Source organism: Paenibacillus sp. Marseille-Q4541 (genome assembly GCF_018310695.1).
Lineage (GTDB): Bacteria > Bacillota > Bacilli > Paenibacillales > Paenibacillaceae > Paenibacillus.
The window spans coordinates 1-26,501 of sequence record NZ_JAGXCY010000042.1 but is presented as its reverse complement, the minus strand read 5'-3'; the positions used below and the strand labels follow the sequence as shown (position 1 = coordinate 26,501).

21 protein-coding genes and 2 pseudogenes are annotated in these 26,501 nt (G+C 37.1%); 18 read left to right on the top strand and 5 right to left on the bottom strand.

Going from position 1 to position 26,501, the window contains the following annotated elements:
• The first annotated feature begins 2 nt into the window (after positions 1-2).
• From KFT32_RS24155 to KFT32_RS24100, 12 genes are all read left to right on the top strand, one after another.
• Positions 3-644 (top strand): hypothetical protein, encoded by a 642-nt coding sequence (locus KFT32_RS24155; RefSeq protein WP_090727338.1) that lies wholly within the window; start codon positions 3-5, stop codon positions 642-644.
• The gene (locus KFT32_RS24150) at positions 641-3,466 is read left to right on the top strand and encodes a DEAD/DEAH box helicase family protein (RefSeq protein ID WP_205055039.1); all 2,826 of its coding nucleotides are present in this window, start codon (positions 641-643) and stop codon (positions 3,464-3,466) included. The genes KFT32_RS24155 and KFT32_RS24150 overlap by 4 nt, the downstream gene beginning before the upstream one ends.
• Before the next feature lie 172 nt (positions 3,467-3,638).
• Positions 3,639-3,983: a hypothetical protein gene (locus tag KFT32_RS24145; RefSeq protein WP_205055040.1), complete on the top strand. Its 345-nt coding sequence runs from the start codon at positions 3,639-3,641 to the stop codon at positions 3,981-3,983.
• Positions 3,984-4,007: 24 nt separating this feature from the next.
• A complete protein-coding gene (locus tag KFT32_RS24140) occupies positions 4,008-5,798 on the top strand; it encodes a DUF4365 domain-containing protein (protein WP_205055041.1) in 1,791 nt (596 codons plus the stop codon).
• A 690-nt stretch (positions 5,799-6,488) separates the two neighbouring features.
• On the top strand, positions 6,489-6,875 hold the full coding sequence (locus KFT32_RS24135; RefSeq protein WP_205055042.1) for a PadR family transcriptional regulator: 387 nt from the start codon (positions 6,489-6,491) through the stop codon (positions 6,873-6,875).
• Positions 6,876-6,951: 76 nt separating this feature from the next.
• Positions 6,952-7,614, top strand: coding sequence for a hypothetical protein (locus tag KFT32_RS24130; protein WP_205055043.1), 663 nt, complete (start codon positions 6,952-6,954; stop codon positions 7,612-7,614).
• Between the two features lie 224 nt (positions 7,615-7,838).
• Positions 7,839-8,531 carry a hypothetical protein gene (locus KFT32_RS24125; RefSeq protein WP_205055044.1) on the top strand — a complete coding sequence of 231 codons (693 nt, stop codon included), beginning with the start codon at positions 7,839-7,841 and terminating at the stop codon, positions 8,529-8,531.
• Between the two features lie 206 nt (positions 8,532-8,737).
• Positions 8,738-10,657, top strand: a complete 1,920-nt coding sequence (locus KFT32_RS24120; RefSeq protein WP_205055045.1) for an ATP-dependent DNA helicase — start codon at positions 8,738-8,740, stop codon at positions 10,655-10,657.
• Between the two features lie 19 nt (positions 10,658-10,676).
• Positions 10,677-11,396 (top strand): metal-dependent hydrolase, encoded by a 720-nt coding sequence (locus tag KFT32_RS24115; protein WP_090728192.1) that lies wholly within the window; start codon positions 10,677-10,679, stop codon positions 11,394-11,396.
• A gap of 3 nt (positions 11,397-11,399) precedes the next feature.
• The gene (locus KFT32_RS24110; RefSeq protein WP_205055046.1) at positions 11,400-11,666 is read left to right on the top strand and encodes a helix-turn-helix transcriptional regulator; all 267 of its coding nucleotides are present in this window, start codon (positions 11,400-11,402) and stop codon (positions 11,664-11,666) included.
• A gap of 90 nt (positions 11,667-11,756) precedes the next feature.
• Entirely contained in the window at positions 11,757-12,224 is a 468-nt protein-coding gene (locus KFT32_RS24105) for a hypothetical protein (protein ID WP_090728195.1), read from the top strand.
• A gap of 83 nt (positions 12,225-12,307) precedes the next feature.
• A complete protein-coding gene (locus KFT32_RS24100; protein WP_205055047.1) occupies positions 12,308-12,478 on the top strand; it encodes a hypothetical protein in 171 nt (56 codons plus the stop codon).
• Between the two features lie 276 nt (positions 12,479-12,754).
• On the opposite strand, the gene KFT32_RS24095 is transcribed toward KFT32_RS24100, so the two are convergent.
• Complete coding sequence (locus KFT32_RS24095) at positions 12,755-15,703, bottom strand: Tn3 family transposase (protein WP_066194381.1); 2,949 nt, start codon at positions 15,701-15,703, stop codon at positions 12,755-12,757.
• Positions 15,704-15,792: 89 nt separating this feature from the next.
• A complete protein-coding gene (locus tag KFT32_RS24090) occupies positions 15,793-16,359 on the bottom strand; it encodes a recombinase family protein (protein WP_211749976.1) in 567 nt (188 codons plus the stop codon).
• Positions 16,360-16,807: 448 nt separating this feature from the next.
• Here KFT32_RS24090 and fbpA point away from each other — a divergent pair, with 448 nt between their 5' ends.
• Complete coding sequence (fbpA, locus tag KFT32_RS24085; RefSeq protein ID WP_175537550.1) at positions 16,808-16,933, top strand: Fur-regulated basic protein FbpA; 126 nt, start codon at positions 16,808-16,810, stop codon at positions 16,931-16,933.
• A gap of 228 nt (positions 16,934-17,161) precedes the next feature.
• On the opposite strand, the gene KFT32_RS24080 is transcribed toward fbpA, so the two are convergent.
• Positions 17,162-18,124 carry a PAS domain-containing sensor histidine kinase gene (locus KFT32_RS24080; protein ID WP_177178843.1) on the bottom strand — a complete coding sequence of 321 codons (963 nt, stop codon included), beginning with the start codon at positions 18,122-18,124 and terminating at the stop codon, positions 17,162-17,164.
• Between the two features lie 364 nt (positions 18,125-18,488).
• Between KFT32_RS24080 and KFT32_RS27345 the strand changes: the two genes are divergently transcribed.
• Complete coding sequence (locus KFT32_RS27345) at positions 18,489-18,686, top strand: hypothetical protein (RefSeq protein ID WP_249436106.1); 198 nt, start codon at positions 18,489-18,491, stop codon at positions 18,684-18,686.
• Between the two features lie 509 nt (positions 18,687-19,195).
• Here KFT32_RS27345 and KFT32_RS24070 read toward each other — a convergent pair.
• The gene (locus KFT32_RS24070; RefSeq protein ID WP_063385374.1) at positions 19,196-19,771 is read right to left on the bottom strand and encodes a recombinase family protein; all 576 of its coding nucleotides are present in this window, start codon (positions 19,769-19,771) and stop codon (positions 19,196-19,198) included.
• Between the two features lie 146 nt (positions 19,772-19,917).
• Between KFT32_RS24070 and KFT32_RS24065 the strand changes: the two genes are divergently transcribed.
• Positions 19,918-22,866, top strand: a complete 2,949-nt coding sequence (locus KFT32_RS24065) for a Tn3 family transposase (RefSeq protein ID WP_090727729.1) — start codon at positions 19,918-19,920, stop codon at positions 22,864-22,866.
• Positions 22,867-22,945: 79 nt separating this feature from the next.
• A pseudogene (locus KFT32_RS24060) lies at positions 22,946-23,479 on the top strand (Tn3 family transposase); the annotation flags it as partial.
• Positions 23,480-24,083: 604 nt separating this feature from the next.
• On the opposite strand, the gene KFT32_RS24055 reads toward KFT32_RS24060, so the two are convergent.
• Positions 24,084-25,232 (bottom strand): zinc-dependent alcohol dehydrogenase, encoded by a 1,149-nt coding sequence (locus KFT32_RS24055; RefSeq protein WP_090727731.1) that lies wholly within the window; start codon positions 25,230-25,232, stop codon positions 24,084-24,086.
• Positions 25,233-25,788: 556 nt separating this feature from the next.
• Here KFT32_RS24055 and KFT32_RS24050 point away from each other — a divergent pair.
• Positions 25,789-25,911 (top strand): annotated as a pseudogene (locus KFT32_RS24050) (phosphogluconate dehydrogenase (NAD(+)-dependent, decarboxylating)); the annotation flags it as partial.
• A gap of 85 nt (positions 25,912-25,996) precedes the next feature.
• Positions 25,997-26,488, top strand: a complete 492-nt coding sequence (locus KFT32_RS24045; RefSeq protein WP_090727733.1) for a hypothetical protein — start codon at positions 25,997-25,999, stop codon at positions 26,486-26,488.
• Positions 26,489-26,501: the final 13 nt, after the last annotated feature.

The following is a 26,501-nucleotide window of genomic DNA, read 5'->3' as shown; positions in this document are numbered from 1 at the left end:
CCATGAAATTTATGGAGTTTACTCATAAGGACATATATGTGAAGGTTCATTGCTCACTATTAGTGACAAAGTATGATTCAACTACTAAAAATAATTATCTCATTTATACGAATGTTATAGATATTGATTCGCGTGTGCAGGCAGTTTTTGCTCAATTTCATCATGCCAAGAAAGCAGAAGATGTAACTTTTCGTTTCTATCATGCACCGCGTATTGGAGAGAAAGGGTATGATCGATCCTCTTTTTATATTAAACCCTATGGAAAATACAAGCATCTCTCACAGCGCGAAGATGAGACGCTGGTTACCGGAATTGTTGCCAGTGAAAGAGTTTTATCGCGCCAGGACCAAGGTTATTGTATTTTTGCATGGGATGGCAATATACACGAAAGACTTTTCTGGGCAATCGATGCTTACTATGAGACGCCAATGCTAGAAGAGTGGATCCCTTACTTATATCTTCGGCTATTCCAGGATGGTTATCTCGTTCAACTTGATGTATATGATTACACGGGAGACTATCAAAACCTGGTTGCTTTTGAGCTGCTCGCTGGAGAGGAAATATTGGATGAGTATATATCTTATGGACTCAGAACAGGGGCAATTCAACTGGTTGAGGATATAAATGGGGAGGCCGTTTCATGAGTGAATCTTCAGAAATAAGCAATGTGGTGATTGAGGCAATTGACCCTGCTCTGGAAGAGAAAAAGGTTTCCTCTCTTTCCGATGTGGAATCTATTGGGGATTATTTAGGGTTATTTGGAGCAGACCTGATTAGACGTCTTAACGATGAATATGTACCAGTTCATCATCCAGGTCAAAATAAACCACTCCAGTTGTTAGAGAACCTTAAGCGTCCATTATTTCAAGCACAAGCTCACGTCGTAACTGCATTAATTAAGGGGTTTCAGCGTCATCGTAATCTCTTAGTTATTGGTGAGCCTGGAACAGGGAAAACATCCGTCTCTATCTCAGTTTTTTATTCCCTAATCACAGAATTACTCCAGAAAAAATCTGGACGGGTTCTTTATATGGTCCCAAATCATCTGATAAAGAAGACGAAGCGGGAATGGGGTATTCTGCTAGATAAGGATCTGTTTGAGGTTCACTTTCTATCAGACTATATTGACGTTATCAAGCTCCGAGATAGCAGAAGATTGGAGACGAAACCTAAAAAAATTGAGGTTTACATCATTGCAAGGGATACTGCTAAACTAGGTTATATTTACGAACCGGTTGCACATTGGTCGGACCGTACATATCAGCAGCAGTTTCAAAACAATGATGGGACAGTTCGAACTGTTGAAAAGGTTGCTTTTCGCGGATGGAGATGCCCCGATTGTGGTGGACAATTAATGAAAGAGAAAGAGGACAGTCTTGTACCGATGGAGTATGAGGACTTTTTTAATAAGCATGGAAAGCCTACGCGTAGAAAAACGAACTTGTACTGTTCTAATCAAGTACGCCTCTATAAAAATGTAGATCCCGACAAGGACGAGACCCGTATTTGTGGGTCAAGACTTTGGCAGGCGAAGAATTCGAAAAAATCATATATATCTGGTAAGCCGAAACCGGTTGCTGGGGTGGCGCCACGAAAAGTATCTCCTGCGGATTTGTTTAAGCGTTGGTTTAAAGGCAAATTTGACCTGGCCATCGGTGACGAATGCCATGAGTTAGCAGGAGGGAGCGCTCAAGCTCATGCTTTTCATGTATTTTTGAATTGTGCCAAACGAGGGATCGCAATGACCGGAACTTTGTCCAATGGTTATGCTTCTTCCTTATTCGAATTGTTTTTCCGGATGTTTCCCTCTCGTCTGAAGCAGATGGGCTTTAATTGGGGAGACGTAGGAAAGTGGGTCGATTTGTACGGTGTACGGGAAAGGGTCACTAAAATACGTGATGACGGAGATTTGAACAGCTCTAGTAACGGGAAGTCGAAAAGGACAAGTGTTAAGGAGTTGCCGGCTGCCGCACCGCAGCTCTTCACGGACATACTCAGTGACGTTGCAGTTTTTATACAGATGGCTGATATGTTCGAAGTCCTGCCGGAACTCAAAGAAGGACCGATGAGTGTTCCTCTTGAGGGTGAAAGAAGACTTATAAGCTGCAAAACCCAAATTGTTCGACGACCAGGTAGAAAGAGAAAGATTGAAAAGAAAATGAGGTTACTTGCGCCGGATTGGTATCTCAGAAAAAATCTGACTGAAGTCGAAAATCGTCTGCGAGAAGCTGTGCAAAAAGAGCTCGCTGCAGGTGGCCAGTCGGTACTTCTAGGGAGCCTTGTGAATACACTTTTGAGTTATTCAGATGTCCCTTTCAATTTCGAAGGTGTCCTTCATCCGGATACAGGAGAATGCATAGTGTCGGATAGTTACCGGCTTAGTGAGCGCCTATTATATCCTAAGGAGCTTCAGATGATCAAGTTTGTCCGATCGCAGCTAAAGCTCGGGCGAAGGGTAGGCATTTATGCGACTTATACGGGGAAAATGGGTACTCTGCAGCGACTCTCTCAGTTACTTGAAGAAAGAGGGATAAAGACAGCCCTACTTGGAACAGAGGTAAAGGGACCAGATCGAGAAGAGTGGATTGCCGAAAGGGTAAGGGAAGGTGCTCAGGTAATACTGACGAATCCAATCCTGGTCAGCACTGGCCTTGATTTATTGATGTTTCCTTCACTTTATTTCTATCAGACTGGGCACCGTCTGAATATTGTGCGGCAGGCATCAAGACGGCATTGGCGGATAGGTCAGCCGAATAAATGTCTTACTGTTTACAACTCATATCAGGGGACAATGCAGGAGCTGGCCATTAATCTTATGGCAGCCAAAATGAGCGCTGCCCAAGCCTTAGAAGGTCAGTTTTCCCAGGAAGGCTTATCAGCTCTTACTGAAGGTTCTGGAGGGAGCCTTGCTACGGAATTGGCGAAACGCTTTGTTGGTAATAATATCGAAGGTGTGGAAAGTGCTGAGTCCATTTGGGGCAAGATGACTATATATGCGACTCAGTTTATTCCGGAATCTTCGGTACAAGCTTTGGTACAGGAAGATACTATTAACGACAATTCCAGTGATTTTGTTGAGGTGGAAGTTCCTTCAGTAGATGTTATTGAAGCGGGATCCCTGCAAGAAGTACTCCTTAAATGGGCAGATGAGTCTATACCAGCTGATCTTCATTCACGATTTGAGCAACAAATAAAATATGTTGTGGAGCGAGTAAAGCAAGGTGTAGAGGGCTTAGAGTTCTCCTGCAGTGCTGAGTCTACGGTTCTAAGCTGGGATTGTTCAAAAGCACCAAGAGATGCGATTGATTTTCGTCGATGGGTTTTCAACTTGACGAATAAGATTGTTCATGAGCAGTCTACATCGAAACAGGAGAAAATTAGACTTGTGGTCGAAGGTAATAAACCAGCTGCCAAAACGAAGAAGAAATACAACGTGGGAGCTGGCCAGATAGCTTTCAAATTTTGAAACTCGAATCAGTGATCTGAAAATGAGTTTGATAATACAGAAAATCGTTATAAAAAAAAGGTGCCGGCTTGCCGGCATCTTTTTCTGTTTTTATTTATGAAAAAATTTTGTGAAAATCAACTTCCGTTATATGATAAATACAAAATATACGGAAAAAGGGAGATTTTTATCTATGGGAACACAGAAAATTAATCCAACATGCAGAATTTGTGAGAAGCTCAATGATGAAATGACGCATTGTGCTGTCTTTGGGGCAATAACACCAGAAAACACTAATAATACAGCGCTAGGGGCGGCTTGTGCTAAATTAGGTGATTATGTGAGATTGTTACATGCACGTCCTAATGAGTACAATTATGGCTATAGACAAGTAGATAGTGTTGTTGCTGAGAGAGAAGATGAGGAGCTTTTAGTATTTGACGCAGCTGATGAGGCAGAGGGTTTTCAAATTCAGAATGGCATTACATTAGAGGAATGGGCAAGAATGACCTTCGGCAATGGAAATAATCAGGTCTAGAAATAAGATAGAGGGGGATCCAGGGTGGCTAAGCTATCAAATCAGAAAAAGGAACGTCAGACGGTAAATGCAATTGAATATCTGGCAAATTTACCAGACTCCTATTTGATACCTGATATACCAGTGGGAGATAAGGGGATTTCGTTTGATGGGCATATCTCGGTAATGGAAGATGATTCAGAGACTAAAGAATCCCTAATTGGAAGAGTACCGGTACAAGTAAAGGGGACTGAAGTAGAGCATTTTACTGAAGGAGTTAGGAGTTTCAGCTTCGAGTTAGCTGATTATCGAAATTTTTTTAATTCCGATGGTGTTTTATTACTTGTTGGTGAGGTCAAACCTAACGGAGAAACTAAGCTTTTTTACAAAGCTTTGCTTGCTCTCGAGATAAATGAATTACTACAACGTTTTAACAAACAGAAACAGAGGGTTATAGAATTACGACCACTGGATGAAACAAGATTGTATGATGTTTGTTATAAATTTTTGGCAGAACAAACACTGCAGTCAAGAGAACTAGTGACGCATAAGCCATTTCAAATTGATGACTTTAGAGAGTTAAGGTTGACCAGTATGACATACTCTCCTTCACTTGATGAATCACTGGAGAAAATTTTTGACCATGACTTTACGATGTATGGTGTTAAAAATCAAGCTCATTTTCCCTTAAAGAGAATAAGAATTGGGTCAATCAATGTTCGAAAAGATAACGTCATTTTTAGTGATATGAAGAATGAATATAGAATTCTTACTGACATAGAAGTAAAACAGAATGTTACAGCCTACACCTTGGAAAAATCATTTATCTTAGAGATAAGCAATAATGATGGTGTATTCAAACTTAATTATGAAATTTTGGACTTTAATACACTTGCTGCTCAACTAAAAGTTGTTCCTATGTTAATAAGTTTATTTTCAGGTAATAAAATAAGTTTCCGAGGTAATTATATTCAGCTCGATTCTCAAAAAGAAACTTTAGAAGGGTTTCGAGAGCGATATGAATGTTTGCTCGAGTTGGAGAGAACTTTTGAGCTTCTTGGCATCGACAAAACAACACTTATTGAACAAGAATGTGATGATCAACTAGGTGAAGAATTAGAGTGGTTAATTCTTAGAGTACTAAAGAATGATGTTAGAGGATTTTCGTTTGGTGAAACAAAGAGAGGAATATTCAACTTTAAAGTCGGAAAGCACTTAGTATTGTTGTTCTATAATTCCACCGCAAAGCAAAGAATAGTAAGTGTTTTTTCTGATGAGGTTGCTGCTTCTGAATTATACATGGTTGACGAGGGTGATGGCGAGGAATATCGTCACAGTATTTATATTTCTCTTTCTGAAGAGTCTTTAGCTAAGGGAATCAACATAAATAGTCAAGCAATCTGTAATTCTTTTGATCAAATTGATCCATTTTCGAGTAATACAGTTTCTGATTTTACTAACAACTTCTGTTTAAAATGTATTAACGCATTTATTAAGTCTGGTAAGAGAGAACTCTTAGATATAGCTGAGAATATCTATGCAAAATCTAATGGACAGGCAAATGTAAATAATGAATATATTTTGATAAATAAACTACAGATTAAATTATGGAGAGATGGGAGTCTAACTGATGAAGAGAATCAGTTACTATATCAAAAAAAAATGCAGGCTATAAAAGAAGAAAACGCAGAGCTATCATTTTGTGTCAGCGTACTGCTCAAAAATTTAGACGAGAGTCGATTTTTCTTTAACTTGATGGACAAAGAACTACAAGACTTCTATATGATGCTACCAATCTATAAATTGTATGAGTCTGTGAATCCTGTAACTGAATGATTAGTCCTTCGGTAAAAAAGCACAAGCCCGCTTTTTGTATGGTAAAGAAAGGTGGGTTTGATTGCATACCCGTGTTTACACTAAGCGTGTTTACACGAATAAACTCGACTCATACAGCTTCACCGTCGTTCTTCCTGCCACCGACCACCGTATCCATCCATTGTGTGTCCGGCTGGCTGCTCCCCAGATAATTCTCTCACTAGATATACAGCTTCGTTACCTTACTTACATCCGCGATTATGTACCTTGAACACAACCCCTTTTTCCTTCTTCTTTTTTCATTTCTTCTACAATTCTTTGGATTCTTTTGATACCTTTTTAACCAGGTTTTCGCGCAGCGCGCGGCCCCCCCGACGGTCGTAATCTGTTACTGGATTCGGATTAAGTTACAGTGTTATTATTTGCAGCTAGATACGTACTTAGCAAAAGAATAGATCCGGATTGAGTTGTAGATATAGAGTTCTGCAGCTAGGTTCGAATCTAGATACAGAAGAAGTAGAAATTGGTATAAAGGGGATAAACAAAAGAGATTGCTCGTATGATGGAGAGTGGGAAGGAAAAGGCGTGTAAACACGGATAGTAATACCACGCTTTGGTTGAGAAATATGTTATAATTAGTACATTATATTGGGGGCCCTGCCCTATTCAATTTAACGGTTAACCCTGATACTTTGCAAGAGGAGGCTGGTTATGCCTAGAAATGATAATCCCGTCGAAAAAGAGGGGACCTTGGGTTATGTTGTTAAAGTGCAGCAAGTAATCGATTTTGTTGTTTTATCCGAGTTGCAGGGTGGCAAGCAACTCTATGTAAGTGAGCTGGATAAGAAGATTGCGTCCGTTTTAGGCGGAATTGGCGTGAACGATTCATATCTTAGTGCTAGGCTCAGAAAGTTGGCCGAGAATGGGCACGTCATTCGTGAGTGGAAAGGTGATGATCGATACAACCGGTATTATAGCATCACTGATTCTGGCCACGAATACTTCATTCAAATGTTACGTGATCTACCTGAACGAGTCACAATGGCAAAGAAGGTCTATTCTAACTTTGAAAAATACATGAAGAAGTTTGATGTATAAGAGGTGTACTAAAAACTGAAATCAGTTTCCCTCCAGATCGGATGTGACTGATGTATTAATGTCGGGAGTGAAAAATATGGACGAGCTGAATTACCCAGATGTTGTTCGGAGGCTAAAGGAGTCATTTCCAGAAGGAACAGTCAAGCTGCGATCCGACACACAAAAAGCGTATATTCCGAATCAGATATATACTGACAGGCTGGAAGCTGCAACGGAGGGGCAGTGGAGCAAAACCATTAAAGATATCGAAATCAATTTAGAGCAGCAGTACGTCAAGGTTATAGTTTCGATTTCTATAAGTGATTACACCAGAGATGGATTCGGATTTGCTTATATTGATAAGGATGGCCAGGGACGTCCGAGAGTCTCCAACGCACTTGATCAGGCTGCCGCCAGCGCTTTTGTTGAAGCGGTAGATAGTTGGCAAATGGGATGGAAGGATCTTGCTCCATATAAGGATTGGGGAGATAATCCAGCTTTGCGTCATCTTATAGGCAGTGATCCTGCTCCAGAAGGACAGAAACGAGTTGTCCAATCCAAATCAAGGGTTGAACGAAATTGTATAATGACAGGCTGCGGAAAATCATTATCAGCTGATGAATGGGAGCTGCTCAAACAAGTTCCGAATCTCAACCGCGATAAAATGGTTTATTGCTTTGATCATCTCCCAGATCATTTAAAGCGGAAAATCCCTGATAAAAAACTAGAAGCATTCTTACAACATCGAGAATCAGAATAAGAAGCAATATAAATACTGTCAACGGATAATTGAGTAATATTTCATGGTTTTATCTAGCACCAAGAGATCCTATGTTATGTCACATTAGCTACAATTCATTTTATAAAGAAATGGATCAATTAATTAAAATTAAAAGAGCAGATCTTTATCGATTATAGCCAACTTATTTTACCCGACGGCAACGAGGTACTTACAGCGATTGGTAGGATCATGGAGGAATTCGTTTGAAGAATTTAAATGTTATACTGCTGCGTACTTTTCTTGGACGTTTACTAGCCTTGCTAGTATGCGTTATCTTGTTAATATCATTGTTTTATTATCCGCTTGCTTCCATTAAAGGTTTATTTTTGTTTTTCTTTTTGTTTTTTTTATACTTGATCTTCTTCTCTGCAGCTATTCGTGAATGTGATGAAGAAGATGAAAAAAAGTTTGAAAACAGATATGCCATTCACTTTGTGAGCAAAGTACATAATGCTGATCAACAAGGAAGGATTCCTCTTTACCCCAGTGCGGGAGATAGCAAGGGCAAACCTAGGGTTTGGTTCCATCTGTCAACTTCGGTCGATTCAACTGATCCTTCTGAAAAATCTTTTTTTAGAAATCATGTACAGTGGAAGGAATTGCGTAGCTATAAAGTAATTATCCCTTGGAAAGAACTTAGGCAATCAGTAAAGGAACAATCAAGAAATATTAAGGTGAGACCTAGTGATGGCTCTATTGCTATAGAAGGTACAGATCCTATTTGGGTAAAGAATGCTAAGATTGAAACTGAGTTCTACTGGTATCAAGATCGCATTGGATTTAAATATATCCTGCAGTATTTAGTCGGTATTAACATATTAAGTTATATTTTTTACATCATCTATTTCTCAGATCAATATTTTTATAAACTAAGAAAGATATTAGCAAAGAGATGAAGTACGATATCTTGAACAAGAACATTCAACAGTCGCATTAATATGCGGCTTTTTCTCGTGGTTCAATCAATATATTATCTTGTAAGTAAGTAGGTAGGTACTTAATTTTCATTTAACAAAAAGTTTTGCAATTAGATAGTCTTATTGTACTATATATGTATATTAGTATATTAACTAACATACAATAATTGTTGAGGGGCGGTTCTGTGGAAGAGTTTATTCAAAGAGCACTCGGGGCTGGGGGACATCTGTCGAAGCTAGTAAAAGGTTATTCTCCACGTTCACCGCAGATGCTCATATCAAACAAAGTGGGGGCAGCGTTAGAGGGAGAAAAGCATCTATTGGCTGAAGCAGGTACAGGTACAGGGAAGTCGCTTGGCTATTTGATACCTGCAGCCAAGTGGGCTGTTGAAAACAACAAGACTGTTATTGTTTGTACCCACACGATCCCGCTAATGACTCAGATAGTAAATGTAGAACTGCCTCGTGTACAACAGATTTTAAAAATGGAGCATCAAAATCTTAAGTATCAACTTGTTAAGGGAAAGTCACATTACGTTTGCTACTCGAAGCTTGAGAATTTGTGGCAAGAAACGCTACGGAGCATAAATGAAGAAGCTAAAACAGTGCAGAAGATCTTCAAAAAAGTGACCCGAGAGTATGTAAATGATCGTACAGGGCTTGGATTCGATGTAGAAGATAGCTTATGGAAGAAAATATCTGCGAGCAATTGTCCAGCGATTAATAAGCCTGAGTCATGCGTAATTGAAGAGCTGAAAGAAAAAATGATTCAATCCCATATCATTGTTACAAATCATGCATATTTCTTCTCAGATCTTGCCATTCGGCGGAAGACAGGAAATGGTTCTCTTCCAAATTACGATGCCGTCATTTTCGATGAGGCTCATGAAATGGAAGATGTCTGCTGCCAAATCTTTGAGAAGTCTGCTGACATAAACCAGTTTGAGTCTTTATTCGATCAATTGTTCCAACGTGACATCTTTAAAGAATTAGATCATGGTGCGCAGCTTAAGCTATCTCAACTTCGCCAGGACATCCACCGTAACCTTGACCAAGTATTTGCTGAGATTGGAAATGAAATGGGGAACAAAGCATATCAGCTCTTAGACAAACAGATTGATGTATCAGAGGCTTGCTCTTTAATCAAGGATTTCTTGGAGACATTAAAAAGTATGAATGTCCGTGGTGCTTCCGATATTCTTGATCAGCTCTTTGAGTATAATGATGACCTTGATTTCATTAGTAACAATGCTAAACGATCCTGGGCATACTGGGCTACTGTTCGTGGCCGTGATCAGATCACCCTGCATGCTGCTCCACTGTTTCCAAAAGTTGTACTGGCTTCTAGCTTATTCGATAAAGTGCCTGTTATTCTAACAAGCGCTACGATGTCCAACAGCGGGAACTTTTCTTTCTTTGCTGGACGGGTTGGAGTCAAAGAGTATGATTCAGTCGTTGTCGGTAGTCCGTTTGATTACATAAACAAGACGATGATTATCGTACCGGATGATGCACCTGAACCAAACAGTCCTGGTTTCAACGGATATACTGCAGAAAAGCTAGAGGAGATAACGATGTATACTGGCGGTCGTATGCTTGTCCTTTTTACAAGTTTTGATGCGATGAACCAGGTCGCTCGTTCTTTCCAAAAGTATTGTAGTGAAGTGGGTTATCATCTATTGGTTCAATATCCTGGATGTAATCGTGAAGAACTCATCCAACAACTAAAAAATGAGCCAAGAACAATCGTATTTGGGTCATCTAGTTTCTGGACCGGTGTTGATGTCGCAGGAGAAGCTCTTACTACAGTAGTGATCCCTAGATTACCTTTTCCACATCCCGACGATCCTTTAATAAAAGCACAAATTGAGCTTCTTGAGAAAGCCAATCGAAGCAGCTTTTTCGACTATATGTTTCCCAAGATGATATTTAAACTTAAACAGGGTTTTGGCCGTTTAAATCGCTCAGTTCATTGCCAAGGAGCTGTTATCATCTTGGATAACCGAATGAGAACGAAGCGATATAAAGGACTTATTATTAAATCACTACCGAAGTGTCAATATTCATCTACAGTATCGGATTTAGTACATATCCTGCCGGTATAGTGGAAAGGAGCTGGCGTCTATGATGGGAAGAGCACATTTAGTTATCAGTACGGGGCTATCCTTATCTGCACTCCAACTAGCTGATCAAGAAATTACAATACCCGTAATAGTAGTTGCTGTTTTAAGTTCACTACTTCCTGATATCGATGAACCAAATTCTCTTTTAGTTTCAAGAGCAATTCCAAAAACAGTAATTCGCACATTCCAGCTGCTTCTCTTATTGGCTGCAGCTGCTGTCATCTTTCTTGGAGAAGCGTATTCTCCGTGGAATTATATGTTGGCCATAGCTGCAGCAATCATTACCTTTCTCCCGAATCGAACATTGAAGAATGTCATTATGATTTTAACGGGAATCATACTGATTGCTTTCGGCAGCCAAATCTCGCCTTGGAACTATATTGGAGGTTCCTTACTTATACTTGTGTCGTTCCTGCCGCACCGAGGATTAACTCATACAATCTATGGATTGGTTGGTTGGACCTTGATCTTATATTTGACTACAGGTGATATATCTATCTGGCTAGCTGGAGGGTTATCCTACATGCTTCATCTACTTGCAGATGCATTAACGAACCGTGGTATACGAATTCTCCCACCATTTAAGTACGTACTGAGATTTCGGATTATGAGTACAGGAAGTTTCAGAGGTTCCCTAGTTGAATATCTTTGCATGGGAGTGACACTTGGTGTGGTCTGGCTCACATTTTTCTTAGATAAAAATTTATTTACTGGAGGCTAAATTATGAGTCTTGATCTTCAAATTATTAGAATCAATTTATATCCCGTTTTTAAGGAATTAAAGGCTAAATACGGACTAACAAAGAGAGAAACACAAGTGATTGAAGCTTTAACTATCTACGGTGAAAACAACCATAATCTAGGGAGCAGATTAAAAGTTAGTGAGAACACAATAAAAAATCATATGTCCCGAACATTGGTTAAGACCAAACTTAGCTCTGCCCGTGAACTTCAAGCTCTTATTCTAAGATCCTTAATGAGTTTTGAATAAAGTAACTGCTACAGTAATCACATCCTTAAACCAGCTAAATACATAATTAGTAGATGTTAAGAACACATTCAGGGAAGGAGACCTCTTAAAATGTCATATATTCATTTATCCGTACAAGAGCTACAGCGATTACTTTCTTTGTTTCCTGCTTCATTAAAAACAGAAGATACATCTCTTTATAACAAGTTGCATGATTGCCTCGAAAAAAATAAAGAAAGAAGTAAATATGATTTTCTCATTGAGCAATTTTCAGAGTTCCGATTATCTCAAATATTCGAAATTCCTGAACACTTGATGGATCTAGAAGTAGGGTACTATTTTGGTCAGTTTGAAGGGAAAACTTATCGCAGCGTGGCAAAGTATTTAAAGCGTAATGACTATACCATTATGCGAGACTTAATGGAGATTACCGTATATAAGCTAGGTAATATTCGTTATATTGGACCCATCGGAAGATCTGCTATCTTTGATGCCTTAGATCCCTATTTAATACCTAAATATTTTCCAACAGATGTTACTACACGGTCTGAACACACCACACACAAGAGTGTTATCTGATATATTTGTTTATGAGAGAAGGGTTCTCGAGTCTCATCGGTCTTAGTTATAAGTAACATACATACATTTAGGAGGAAATTCAAATGAAACCTAATGAGATTACAGAAGAAAAGCCCAAAACAACTAAAAATCTTGATAAAAATGACTTCTTAAAGAGAATAAAGAGCATTAAATCTGAGGATTTGATAGGCATTATCGGTATGACCATCGCGTTAGCTACTGCTTTTATTCTGATTATCGGAGTTTTTATGTAGAGGCTTGGAAGAAATGTTTTTGAGCATTACGTTATATACAGTAGTAGCGAACATCAAATAAAGCAAAGTCGGTAAGTAGATAAAGAAGGGGGAATTTTGGAAACAATCTCGAAGGATTACTTAAGGTCAGCATAAATAAGGTTCAGCCGTTTGGGGAAGGGTGAGACACACCTTTCTCCATCCTTAGGGGTACGACCGAGATACATGTAAAAAAGGGTCATAGTATGGTATTGTTTACCATTTATAACCCTTTCTTGCTCTTTACTTTCTTATATACTATACAGGAATATCTCCCTCGATTGGTTGTGGAATATTTTCTAAATCGATCATATAGTCTCCGAAACGTTTTATATGCCTAGTCAGATAAGGGCTAAGCATGACAATATCTTCTTTTGAAAATACATAGCCTTCTTTAGAAAGTTCCCACAAAATAAGTGTTATATCACATACATTTTGGAATATTACTGCGTTGGCAACTAAATCATTATATTTAATTCGCTTTTCTTGTTCTTCTGGATCATTTTCTGAAATGATCCCATCGCCACCAAAAAATAGCCATTTGGAAAAGCCGTTATATGCTTCGACTTTGTTTGTACTAGCACCAATTTGCTCTCTTAGTTTTATATCAGAAATATATTTAAGCAAAAATACAGTTCTTACAATCCTTCCTAATTCCCTAAAAGCTTGATATAATCGGTTTTTTCTACTATAGTTACTTAGTTTTCTAAGTAGTGTAGAGGGTAATATTTTACCAGCTTTTATAGAAAGAACCACTTGGAGCAGATCTTGCCAGTGTGTTTCAATTAGGTCCCAGTCAACGGTATCACTAAACAACTGATCAATGTGGTGATATTTTGTGTCCTTATCAGCCCTGTAAAATTTTAAATCCTTCCAATTTCGAATACGAGGCATTAAATTAATCCCCAATAAATGTGCAAGTGCAAAAACAGGCGTTGATTGACCTTGCGTATCAGCATGTAACGTATCGGGCTGAATGTCTGATTTATTTTTCAGCAAACCATCAATAATATAAACTGCTTCCCAAACTCCACATGGAATGAAGTGACTAAAGAGTGCAATATAAGTATCTGAAACATGATGATATGCAATCCCCCCATAACCTCCGTATCGAATGTGGTATTCAGAGATTAAGTTTTCTTCGTAGAGATCAAATTTTGTTCCATCTGCAGCAGCCGTTTTTCCATCACCCCATAGTCTAGGCAAACTAAATTGATTGTATTGATTTAAAATATTACGAATAGCTTCGTCTATTTTAGATGCATTAATATGTCGCCGATTTACAAATGAAATCATGTGTGGGGTTACTGCTTTTTTCATGTGCTTAGAAGTCTGTGTTGGTCCTAAATTACATCCGTATCCAAAAGAAGTAATGATATAACGTTCCATTGCATTTTCAAGCTTAGGATCTGAACCAGATAATGGTCCAAAATGCCGTGTCCAATTTGTCCAATGTTCTACATTACAAAGAATATCTAAGACATTTCGTTCAGGTAACCGTTGAGAAATAACTACCTCTAACGCCTTACTTGTCTGAGGTTGTTCTTTTCTCATTATTTTTCTCAACGTTGGTTCTCCATTTTCATTAATGATTACCTGGCCGTTATCAGGGTAGTTTAAATCTACTTTTTGTGCAGTATCTCCTAGCCAGAGCTTTAATTGTTGAACAAAATCCCCTGAATTTGAAGAAAAGCCAAGTTCCTTACAGTATTCATCTACCATAGGTTTACACTCATCCCAAGAAAGGAGCTGTTCACGGTAATCAGCAAAATTCTCTGATCCTTTTACACAAAGGTCTCCCGTTTTTAAATCGCTTGCAAGATAGGAAAAAATACAGATTTCAAGGTGTTTACGATGGATTAAGTTATTTTCTTTAGGTACATAAATCGTTTTTTTCCACTGTTCACTAGCAAATGAAAGATCCAAATCTATTTGTAGATTTTCAATTTTTCGGTTCTCATTATCACGTAAAAATTGTAAAGCTTCTAAAAGTGATTGATCCTGTGTGGTTGAATTAATTTCAATCATACTAATCAATCTAAAAAGAGTTTTCCTGTGGCTTTTATAGAACTTCCATAAAAGAGGAAGGTAGTTATTGCCATTATATGATGAAATTGATTCACAATCTTCTTTTAATGCGTCGATACCACCTCTTCTCCCTAATAACTCCCTTATTTTCTGACCAGTCAAGGTATCGTTCTCATTTATACTTGTGGCATTTAAGACTTCCGCCAAAACAGATATAAGATTTTCAGTTTTTGATCTATGTTTTTCTCGAAGAAGTTCTAGCTCCTCTTTGCCTTTGTTATGTATAGTTCTGACTCTTTTGAGAAACATCTCTACCAAACTATCTATAGCTGAAATTTTTGAGCGATAAATCATACAAAGTAGCAGCATATATCTTTTAGCTAAATTAAAGTCTTTTAATTCTGATGCATCAAGCGCTTTTGCTTCTAAAGCGAAGTGTTTAATTTTTAAATTTGGAATATCCTCTAGTAAGCTATCAATTTCTTCTATAAAATCAGTTAACAGAAGTAACCTATTTTGTATTTCTTTCATATGCGAAAGTGTTGCGCTTTTTGGAATTTCTTTTAATAAGTTATATTCAGAAGTCCGATTATCATTTTTAGTAACTAGTAATTGATCTAACTTTCGCTCAATTTCAGGAGTCAATTTTGAAAATACTGAATTAAATAACTGGTGATTCACTAATGTTCTTATACGACGAGCCAATCGATCTAATGTACTAAAAGCAGGTAATTCACACCTTTCTTTTATTAATATTTCAATGGATACGTTGATAAGATCGGCTGGATTGTCCATTACCTGTGTAGCCTTATAAATTGAAGTAGTTGCAATATGTAAGGCTTCTTTTCCATAAGGACGTACATTGAGGTAATCTCTAATTGCTTTTTGATGTCGGTAAATTGATTTACTATTGTAATTCGGTTCAACACTAGCAGAGAGATTCAAACAGGTCCGAATATGAATCATGATCTCTACAGGAATATCTTTCGGTCGAGGAAAGTAACCAAGTCGTTGGAAAGACTTTAACATAACTAATAGACTTAGAACTGAAACAGGTCCTCTAGCAACTTTATGCGCAAATTGGTTTTCTTCAGGTGTAGGGGAGTAAACATCACGAAGTTCTTTTGAAGTAGGACGTTTTTTAAATCTTGGATAAGCCGTACGTTCTATAGATGCCAAATTACCAACTCCATTCAAATTAAGTTGGGGGTGGTGACAGAGTAGCTGCCCTAGTCCGTCACATAATTCCCTAAAAATATAAGAGATTTTTAATTTGCTTCTACTAGTTTTCTTTTATTAATCGCTCGATATAATGATCCCTGTGAAAGTCCTGTACCTTCTACAATTTCTTTTACCGAGTATTCTTTACTGTCATACATCCTCAAGGCTATTTCAATTTTCCCTTGATCCACTTTAGGCCTTCCTAGTTTTTTTCCTCTTCTTTTACTCGCTTCTAACCCTTCTTTAACTCTTTCTACAATTAAATTTCTTTCTAACTCTGCGATGACACACATCATTTGAAACATGGCTTTTCCCGTTGATGTTCTTGTATCCATGTTCTCCTTAATAGAAACGAACTTTACACCAGTATCCTCGAATTGCTGAATAATAGAAAGAATATCAAGTGTTTTTCTCCCTAAGCGTGAAATACTTTCTACTACAACGGTATCACCTTTCCTTATTACATCTAGCAATGAGTTAAGTCCATCTCTATCCTTTGCAGTCCCAGTAAATTTCTCTTGAACCATTTTTTCACAGCCGTACTCAGAAAGTAATATAATTTGTCGGTCTAAATTTTGGTCAACTGTCGAAACTCGAGCATAACCGATTATCATAAAGAAGCCTCCTGCACAATTTAATAATCTAATTGTACAAGAGACATCATTTTTGTAAAAGTATTTGGTAAAACTTTTGGTAATTATTTTTGGTAACCTATAAAATTAGTAAAATCAAGCATCAGTATTTCTCATAAATATTGTTACAAAAAATATCCTTTTAAAAAGTGGATCACCTATTACTGAACTCACCATCTCATATATAAGGTGTTTTTTGAACTAATTTTCAATAGCTGAACAAGGAGTTATCGATAAAATGTTTTTGACATATTAAAATAGTATTTTGATGGAACAAGCCTTAAAGTTCAAGAAATATTAACATTTTTTATCCATAGTATAAGCCTAAAAGAAAATATAATAGTTCTACGGTTAGTTTTTAACCTTTCGATAAAGGGGCAACTCTTTATGTGTTGTCCTTCTGATTAACTTAAAAGAATGGAGGAATAGTATGCAAGTTTATAGAAACAAGCTTCATAGTACCAATCAGTATTTAATTGGGCAGTTGCTACATCTTCAATATTTCAAGACACCAGATGGAAGACAGTTATATGAATTGACAAAATCAGAGTTATAAGGGATTTTCAAACAATTTAAGGGAGAAGGGAGAAGGGAGAAGGTTTGAAAAATAATAAATTAAAGAGGGAACTTATATAAATGATAGTTTGTACTTTTTTCAAAAAACTTAATTATATTAATTGCCCTTGCTAGATCTATGATGTCTTTTTGGTGGTTGTTGCAAGGGCTTAATACTTATTATTGCCAGTTTTACTTAATATAAGTGTGAATATTTTATGACATTTACTTAAAGAGTAGAGCAAGCTAGCACTATTGTAAATGTTGTTCCTACACCCTCTGTACTATCTATATGTATGTTACCTTTGTGGTTTTGAATAATTTTAAAACTAACCATCATACCTAATCCATTTCCACTTTCTTTTGTTGTGAAAAAGGGTTGACCAATTTTAATTAATTTTTCTTTAGGTATGCCCATCCCAGAATCGATAAAAATAATATGTATTTTGTCGCTCTTTCTTGCAAGTTTAATTTCTAAGGTTCCCCCGGTGGGCATCGCTTCGATAGCATTCTTAATAATATTGAGAAAAACTTGTTTTATTTGATTTTCATCACATTCTATATAAATATCTTGAGAACCAAAATCTAGTGTAGTTAAAACATTGTGTAAGTTCATCTCAGATTGAAGAAATTTGATGACACTGGTGATAATCGGAATTAGTGGCTTCGTTTTCAATGTTATGGACTGAGGTTTTGCTAACAGCATAAACTCTCCCACAATATAATTAATTCGTTCAATTTCATCTAATAAAATCTTAAAATATTCCTTCTTTTTGTCTTCTTTTTCTTCTGCATTTAAAAATTCGGTAAAACCCTTTATAGTTGTTAATGGATTTCGTATTTCATGTGCAACGCCAGCGGCTAGTTCTCCGATAGCTGATAATTTCTCTAACTTAATTAATGATTCTTCAGCCCTTTTTTGATCCGTAATATCGTTGCGAATCGCAACAAATTGATACGGCTTCCCATCCTCATTTAGGAAAGGAACAATCGTAGTATGTACCCAATAAAAAGAACCATCTTTTGCTTTGTTTTTCACATCTCCTTTCCAAATATTACCTTGTCGGACAGTTTTTCGTAATTCTTTAATAGTTTTATTAGATTGATCGTCTGAATATAAAAATCTGTGGTCTTTACCTCTCAAATCCTGGTCCACTCCCCCGTGACCAGGATCTAAATATAATTTAAACATTTTACACCACCTCGTACAAATACAATATGATCGAAGAGTAACGGAGGTATAGGTATTCGTCTGAGGTACATATAAAAATAGGTGATGATAGGCATTACATTTCATTGAATCAGATGATTTATTTTAAAGCTAAGAAATTTTCCAAATGCGAGACCATATCTATGAGCAGCAGGAATTAATGTTCCATATTTTTCGTGGGTCAGGCAAACTCTTGTTCATCTAGACAGTAGGCTGATTGATTATTGATGCTTCTTTCTTAACAAAACACCTAAGTGATTCTCTGTGCATATACTGTATCATTACTACAGGATTATGATTAAATACAACTCAATCCATACATAAAATAATCAAGGAGAGGTTAATTTTGAAAATTCCAAAGACAGCCAAAGTTAGTATCCCCTTTCCATCCGTATGGGGGATTGATGCTTCTATTGCGGGGAGATCCATTATTAGAGGTATACTTACCATTGATTCCATTGTAGACAACAAAGTAGTAGGTACAGTTAATTTTCGTGGTATACCTATTCCGATTAATGGGTATTGGGACGAAAGCGCTAAATAAATAAGTTTCGATTCACCATATGCCTCCTTTTTTGGCAACTTGACAATATTTGATGAGACCGCTATAAGCATTCGGCATTTCGTTTTAAGTGGACGGTTTATAATGAAACCTCCCTCTTTGCTGGCTGGTGAATATGGAAATTGGATTGCTACAACCTTTACACCCCGTTTGGGACCTCCCATATATACTAATGTTTTACCACCTGCTGGTGCCTTTTCAGTCTCAAGTATGCTCTTGGGACAGCAATTGTTTTAATTAGACCATGACTTTATAAAAACAACCTTCGTTTGTGAATGACTAAGGTTGTTTTTTATAAAGTGTTCTCGGAAAATACAGCCTTGCTTTAAATCTGAGTTTAGCGTATATCTCCGTTAAAATGTACTCGGAATCCTTTGATGATCGTGCCTAGTTAGATAAACAAATATTGATACTTCATTATAGAAATAGCCTGCTTGGTTAGGTACGTTGTTTCACAATCCCCGGAAATTTTTAATATAAGTAATGAATGCTTATTTTTTTCCTTCCGATAGCTTTCTATATAAAGAAGCTCTAGATACATTTGTAATTTCACAAATTTGATTTACAGTCATATTTCCTTCTTTATATAGCTTTACTGCATAATTCATTCCTGCGTGATTTTTATGATATTTCTTTAACCGTCCTTTAAACTTCCCTTCTTTCTTTGCGAGCTCAATTCCTTCACGCTGACGCATACGAATAAGGTCTCGCTCTAATTGGTTAACACCAGCCATTACCGTAATTAAGAATTGGCTATATGGATTATCTTCTGATAAATCTAGCCATGTATCCTTAAGTGATTTTAAGCTTGCCTTTTTATTTCGTATTAAATCAATCAATTCAAATAAATCTTGCGTACTTCGAGTGATCCGAGTTAAATCTGTAACATAAATAATGTCACCTTCCTGTAAATCCTCTAACATTTTTTGAAGTTGTTCACGATCTTTTGTGGCTCCTGAAGTTTTTTCTTCATAAATAATATCCATTCCAATTTCGTTCAATTGCCGAAATTGTCTTGAAGGATTTTGGCTAGTCGAACTGACGCGTACATAACCGATTTTCTGCAAAATTTCACCTCGTTTTTGAGACAAGTCTTATGAGACACTCTTAACTATGATTTTATCAGTCTACTATACTTGTATCAATAGAGTACACTCTATTGATATATAATTGAGCTAATAAATTGAAAAATACAGAAATGGGCTGATACTGAATGAAAATTGCTAGAGGTAGAGAATTGCTTACACCGGAACAGAGACAGGCTTTTATGCAAATTCCTGAAGATGAATGGATATTGGGGACCTACTTCACCTTTTCCAAACGTGATTTAGAAATCATTAATAAGAGAAGGAGGGAAGAAAACCGTTTAGGGTTTTCCGTTCAATTAGCTATTCTTCGGTATTCCGGTTGGCCATACACTCATATTAAAAGCATCCCAGATTCGGTTATACAATATATATCGAAACAAATCAGTGCTAGTCCATCCTCGCTTAGCTATTATCCTCAAAGGGAAAATACACTTTGGGATCATTTGAAAGAAATTCGAAGTGAATACGACTTTGTAACTTTTACCTTGAGTGAATATCGAATGACATTTAAGCACCTTCATCAATTAGCTTTGGAAAATGGTGATGCCATTCATCTACTGCATGAATGCATAGATTTTCTAAGAAAAAACAAAATCATACTGCCTGCTATCACTACACTTGAAAGAATAGTGTGGGAGGCGAGAGAAATGGCTGAAAAGAAGCTGTTTAATACAGTTAGTCAATCTCTAACAAGTGAGCAAAAAGAAAAGCTTGAAGAAATCATTACTTCGCAACATTCATCCGATTCCAATAAAACGATATTGGGTTGGTTAAAGGAACCACCGGGTCATCCTTCATCCGAAACATTTCTAAAAGTAATAGAACGACTCGAATACATACGAGGTATGGAATTAGAAACGGTACAAATTAATCATTTGCATCGCAATCGCTTGTTACAGCTATCTCGCTTAGGTTCAAGATATGAGCCTTATGCGTTCCGTGACTTTCAAGAAAATAAACGATACTCGATTTTAACCGTCTATTTATTACACCTTACTCAGGATTTAACGGATAAAGCCTTTGAAATTCATGACAGACAAATACTCAGTCTGTTATCAAAAGGCCGTAAGGCTCAAGAAGAAATTCAGAAACAAAACGGGAAAAAGCTGAATGAGAAGGTTATACACTATACGAACATCGGACAAGCTTTAATCAAAGCAAAACGGGAAAAACTAGACGTTTTTGAGGTTTTAGAATCGGTTATTGAATGGAATTCTTTTGTTTCTTCAGTGGAAGAAGCTCAAGAGCTTGCACGTCCTGCCGACTATGACTATTTAGACTTACTGCAAAAACGATTTTATTCTCTTAGAAAATATACGCCAACCCTATTAAGGGTATTGGAATTTCATTCCACAAAGGCGAATGAGCCACTTATACGAGGAATGAACGAATCTGGGAAGCGAAAAGTACCTGATAACTCACCTTTGGATTTTATTTCAAAACGGTGGAAAAAGCATTTATACGAGGATGATGGTACAACAATCAATCGGCATTACTATGAAATGGCTGTTTTAACAGAACTTCGGGAGCATATTCGGGCTGGTGATGTTTCTATTGTGGGCAGTAGACAATATAGAGATTTTGAGGAATATTTGTTTTCCGAAGATACATGGAATCAAACGAAGGAGAATACAAGATTATCGGTTAGTTTATCATTCAAGGATTATATTACAGAGAGAACTAGCAGCCTTAATGGGAGGTTACACTGGTTAGCTGGTAATTCCAACAAGTTAGATGGAGTTTCTCTTGAAAAAGGAAAGCTGTCGATTTCACGATTAGAAAAAGATGTTCCAGAAGAAGCAAAGAAATTTAGTGCAAGCCTGTATCAGATGCTACCAAGAATAAAATTAACCGATTTACTTATGGATGTTGCCCATATAACAGGATTTCATGAGCAATTTACACATGCTTCTAACAAACGAAAACCAGATAAAGAAGAAACAATCATTATTATGGCTGCTCTTTTAGGAATGGGAATGAATATTGGCTTGAGCAAAATGGCTCAAGCAACACCCGGGCTTACATATAAGCAACTAGCCAATGTGTCTCAATGGCGCATGTATGAAGACGCAATGAATAAAGCCCAAGCTGTATTAGTAAATTTTCATCACAAGCTACAATTGTCTTCTTATTGGGGAGACGGCACAACATCCTCGTCAGATGGTATGAGAATGCAGCTAGGAGTTTCATCACTACATGCAGATGCAAATCCACATTATGGAACGGGGAAAGGAGCCACCATCTACCGTTTCACTAGTGATCAATTTTCTTCTTACTACACAAAGATCATTCATACTAATTCAAGGGATGCGATTCATGTTTTGGATGGTTTGTTGCACCATGAGACGGATTTAAACATAGAAGAGCATTATACAGATACTGCGGGTTACACAGACCAAATTTTCGGATTGACTCATTTATTAGGATTTAAATTTGCTCCAAGAATAAGAGATTTATCAGATTCAAAATTATTTACAATAGATAAAGCAAGCGAATCTCCAAAATTAGAAGCCATTTTACGTGGACAAATAAATACAAAGGTCATTAAAGAAAATTATGAAGATGTTTTGCGATTAGCTCATTCTATAAGGGAAGGAACAGTTTCAGCATCCCTTATTATGGGGAAACTAGGTTCCTATTCAAGACAAAACAGCTTAGCTACCGCCTTACGTGAGATGGGCCGAATAGAAAAAACGATCTTTATTTTGAATTATATATCGGATGAATCATTAAGAAGAAAAATACAACGAGGATTGAATAAAGGAGAAGCCATGAATGGATTGGCAAGGGCTATTTTCTTTGGAAAACAAGGTGAGCTTAGGGAACGAACCATACAGCATCAATTGCAAAGGGCCAGTGCCTTAAATATAATCATTAATGCCATCAGTATCTGGAATACTTTACATCTAACAAAGGCAGTTGAATATCAAAAACGGTCAGGTAGTTTTAATGAAGAATTATTGCACCATATGTCACCTCTAGGTTGGGAACATATTAATTTACTTGGAGAATACCATTTTAATTCGGAGAAAATGGTCTCGTTAGATTCTTTAAGACCCTTGAAACTTTCTTAACGTTGTTAAAACTGGGGGAATAGTCGGGGAAATGGGCTTAGCGTTGTAAATCCGCATTTTCCTGACTGTACCCCATATGAAGGTTATACGTAAAAATTATGATGATGTTTTGCGTCTGGCACATTCTATTCGGGAGGGGCAAGCCTCTGGTGCCCTCATTATGGGTAAACTTGGTTCTTATGCTCGGCAAAATAAGGTTGCTAAGGCACTTAGAGAAATGGGAAGAATCGAAAAGACGATTTTTATACTAGATTACATCTCAAACGAATCGATGCGCCGCCGTATCCAACGTGGGTTAAACAAAGGAGAAGCCATGAATGCTCTGGCTCGATCCATCTTCTTTGGAAAACATGGAGAACTGAGAGAACGTGCTCTGCAGGATCAATTGCAACGCGCAAGTGCTTTGAACATCTTGATTAATGCAATTAGTGTATGGAATACAGTTTATCTAGGCAAAGCTACCGAATTACTTCAAAGTAAAGGAATGTTACGGGAGGATTTATTAAAGCATATATAACCATTAGGATGGGAACATATCAACTTCCTTGGAGAGTATCGCTTCGATCCAAAAGGAGTTACCAACTTAGAATCATTGCGGTCTTTAAATCAATAATAGTTCTAAAGCCGATTACATCCTTAACGTGGTGAAAATTGGCTATTTTTGTATCCAGATCCCCTTAACGTTGTAAATCCGCGTTTTGCTGACGGTACCCCTATTCCAAGTTAAACCAGAATTCAAGCCTGTTGAGTTTTGACACCATTTATTCGCCGTAATTGGGGTCCTACCAACGAAAAGCGAAAAACATACGCTAAGGAATTTGTTCAGATAACCTTGAGTTCCTTAACACCTTCTAACAAAAGGGTTTATGAGGATTTTCCTCATTTGTTGATGTTCAATAACTCATTCACTTATCTATGTTCAGTTAATAGGTCGAAAATAAGTTTCATTACATTCTTGATGGGCTTAGCGTATAGAAAATGAGTTTTTTCTATGTCGAAATGTGCTTAACGTATGTTTTATGCGAAATGTTGGCTGTACCCCTAATTAAAAAAATCGATTCCCTAATTAGAGAATCCGTAAAATGATTTTAGACTTAAACGAAAGTTAAAATAGCTGTTTTTGCATAAAAAAGCCCCGTTCGTAAAATTACACTTTTACCAACGGGGCTTTTAATGTTCTTCATTGTTAAAAACATGGTTATAACTTTTTGGGAAGGTCAGGGTTTGAGAACAACTTTGACACACCCATCTTCGTGATCATTAAAGATTTGATAGGCTTCACTCGCCTGGTCTAGACGCAATTTATGAGAGACGATTTCTGTTGGATCCAGTTCTCCTTCCGTAATCATTTTAAAGAGCATTGGCATGTAATGGATGACTGGTGCCTGACCCATTTTTATTTTTACATTTCTTTCAAATATGTTTCCTAAAGGGAACTGGTTATATTTAGAGCCGTAGACCCCCGTCAGCTGCAGCGTTCCAAATTTTCTCACAGCACTCATACCGATTTCGATCGGGCTGATGGTTCCGCCAATAAGCTTCATCTTTTGTTCGACAGCTTCGATTGGTGTTTTTTTCCCATCCATCCCTACGCAATCAATGACGGCATCTACACCGCCACTTGTAATTTCTTTAATATGGGAACCCATAGAAATCATATCATCAAATTCATCAAAATTAAAAATCTCAACATTGTTCATTTTTTTGGCACGTTCAAGCCTATAGGGAAGATTATCGACGGCAATGACTCTTTTTGCGCCTTTCATCCAGGCAAACTTTTGCGCCATCAAACCAATGGGTCCACAGCCGAGCACGGCAACTGTATCCCCTTTTTTCACTCCTGCACTTTCAATGCTCCAATAAGCAGTTGGCAGTACATCAGACATAAACAGTAATGCTTCATCTTCAAGTTCAACAGATTCAGGAATCACGAAAGGCATAAAATTTCCATAGGGAACACGCAAATATTCAGCCTGTCCACCCGGATGATTCCCGTAACGCTCCGTAAATCCAAAATATCCGCCTGTATCAACTTCTGGATTTGGGTTAGAATTATCACATTGGCTCTCCAAATCATGCTGGCAATAGTAACAGCTTCCACATGAAATGTTAAATGGGATGACCACTCTATCCCCTTTTTTCACTTTTGTTACCTCTGGTCCGACCTCTTCTACAATACCCATGGGCTCGTGGCCAACTACATAATCTTTTTCAGCTGGCAAGGCACCTTGATAAATATGTAAATCAGACCCACATATCGCTGTTGATGTAATGCGCACAACAATATCGTCTTTTTGTTGAAGCTTCGCATCTGGAACTTCTTTCACCTGCATATCCTTGGAACCTTGAAAAGTAACTGCTTTCACAAGTAAAACCTCCTATTATAAATTCATATAACTCTTATAATACCCATTGAAGAAATTAATATACTTTTTTTTTATTTTTAGTTCTATTTAACTAAATAGGGCGTTTACTCCAGTTCAACTCCCGATTTGACATTAAAAATGAGATGGAAAAAGCGTACTAATCTGTTATCAGATGTACGCCTTTTCAACTACCTAAATCGTGCGCAATAGCCACAATCTTTGAGAGAACAGTTAAAATAAATCTAAAAATCTGCGCTTTTAAAATTTGTAAATTCTAGACGTTGGAATAAAAAAATGAAGATGGCACTTGTTTTTTCGCTATTGATCAAATGCAACATAATTTCCTTACTTAGTTTGTTGGTCCGCAGGATCCTACTATCAAGGACTTATTCCTTTAGGTTTTAATAGTATACAATTTGATACTATATTCCTTTTTTGTTACTAGGTGAAATTAAAGTGTGAACTTTCAATATTGGAATATACTTATTATACTAACGTATCACCAGTAAACTGAGAGTAGCACAAATCATTACTCGTGCAAGTTCTGAAAAAAGAACAAAGTACTACTCAAGTCATCGCCATGTCTCTTTTTATGCGGTACCGGTCTTTAGATAGGGATACCTTTACCGGTAAAGTCATAGCTATCCTTCGGAACGAGTTTGGTGGACATGCAGTGTAAAAAAGCAACTAGGCTAATTTGTGTGAATTCGGTAAATGTATCCGATATCATAACAATTTCCGGATGGTGAAAAGGGAGTGAAATCATGAATGTAATGGATGCAAAAATAATTAATACTCATTATGGATTGGAAACCTATTTAGACTTTGTGAAAAATCTTGACGTAAAAAAGCTTCATTATCCTACAGAGATAGACCCTTATTACGAAATAATTTTAGGGATAGAGTATTTTTTGCTAAGGGAAGAAAAATATTATGACAGTCAAAAGAATTATTTTCGCATTCGTATGAATTCTGAATTTAGTTCAATAATACTGAGAGAAACAAAAACGAAAAGCTTATTTGCTGTCAAAAACGAATACGAGAGAGACGCAACTAAGGAACTAGTTGGAGAATGGCTTATAAAAACAAATGCTTTCAAAGAAGTTATAAATGAACTGATTCAAAAAAAGAAAATGGAAAACGTTCAAACAGAGGAAGACATTCAAATAGTTTTAGGAACGACAAGGTTCTTGGAAAAATTACTTAAGATTAAAACAGAAGAGATATTAAGTGCCGTTGTAGAGAGGGATAACTGAGGTTTCTTAATAA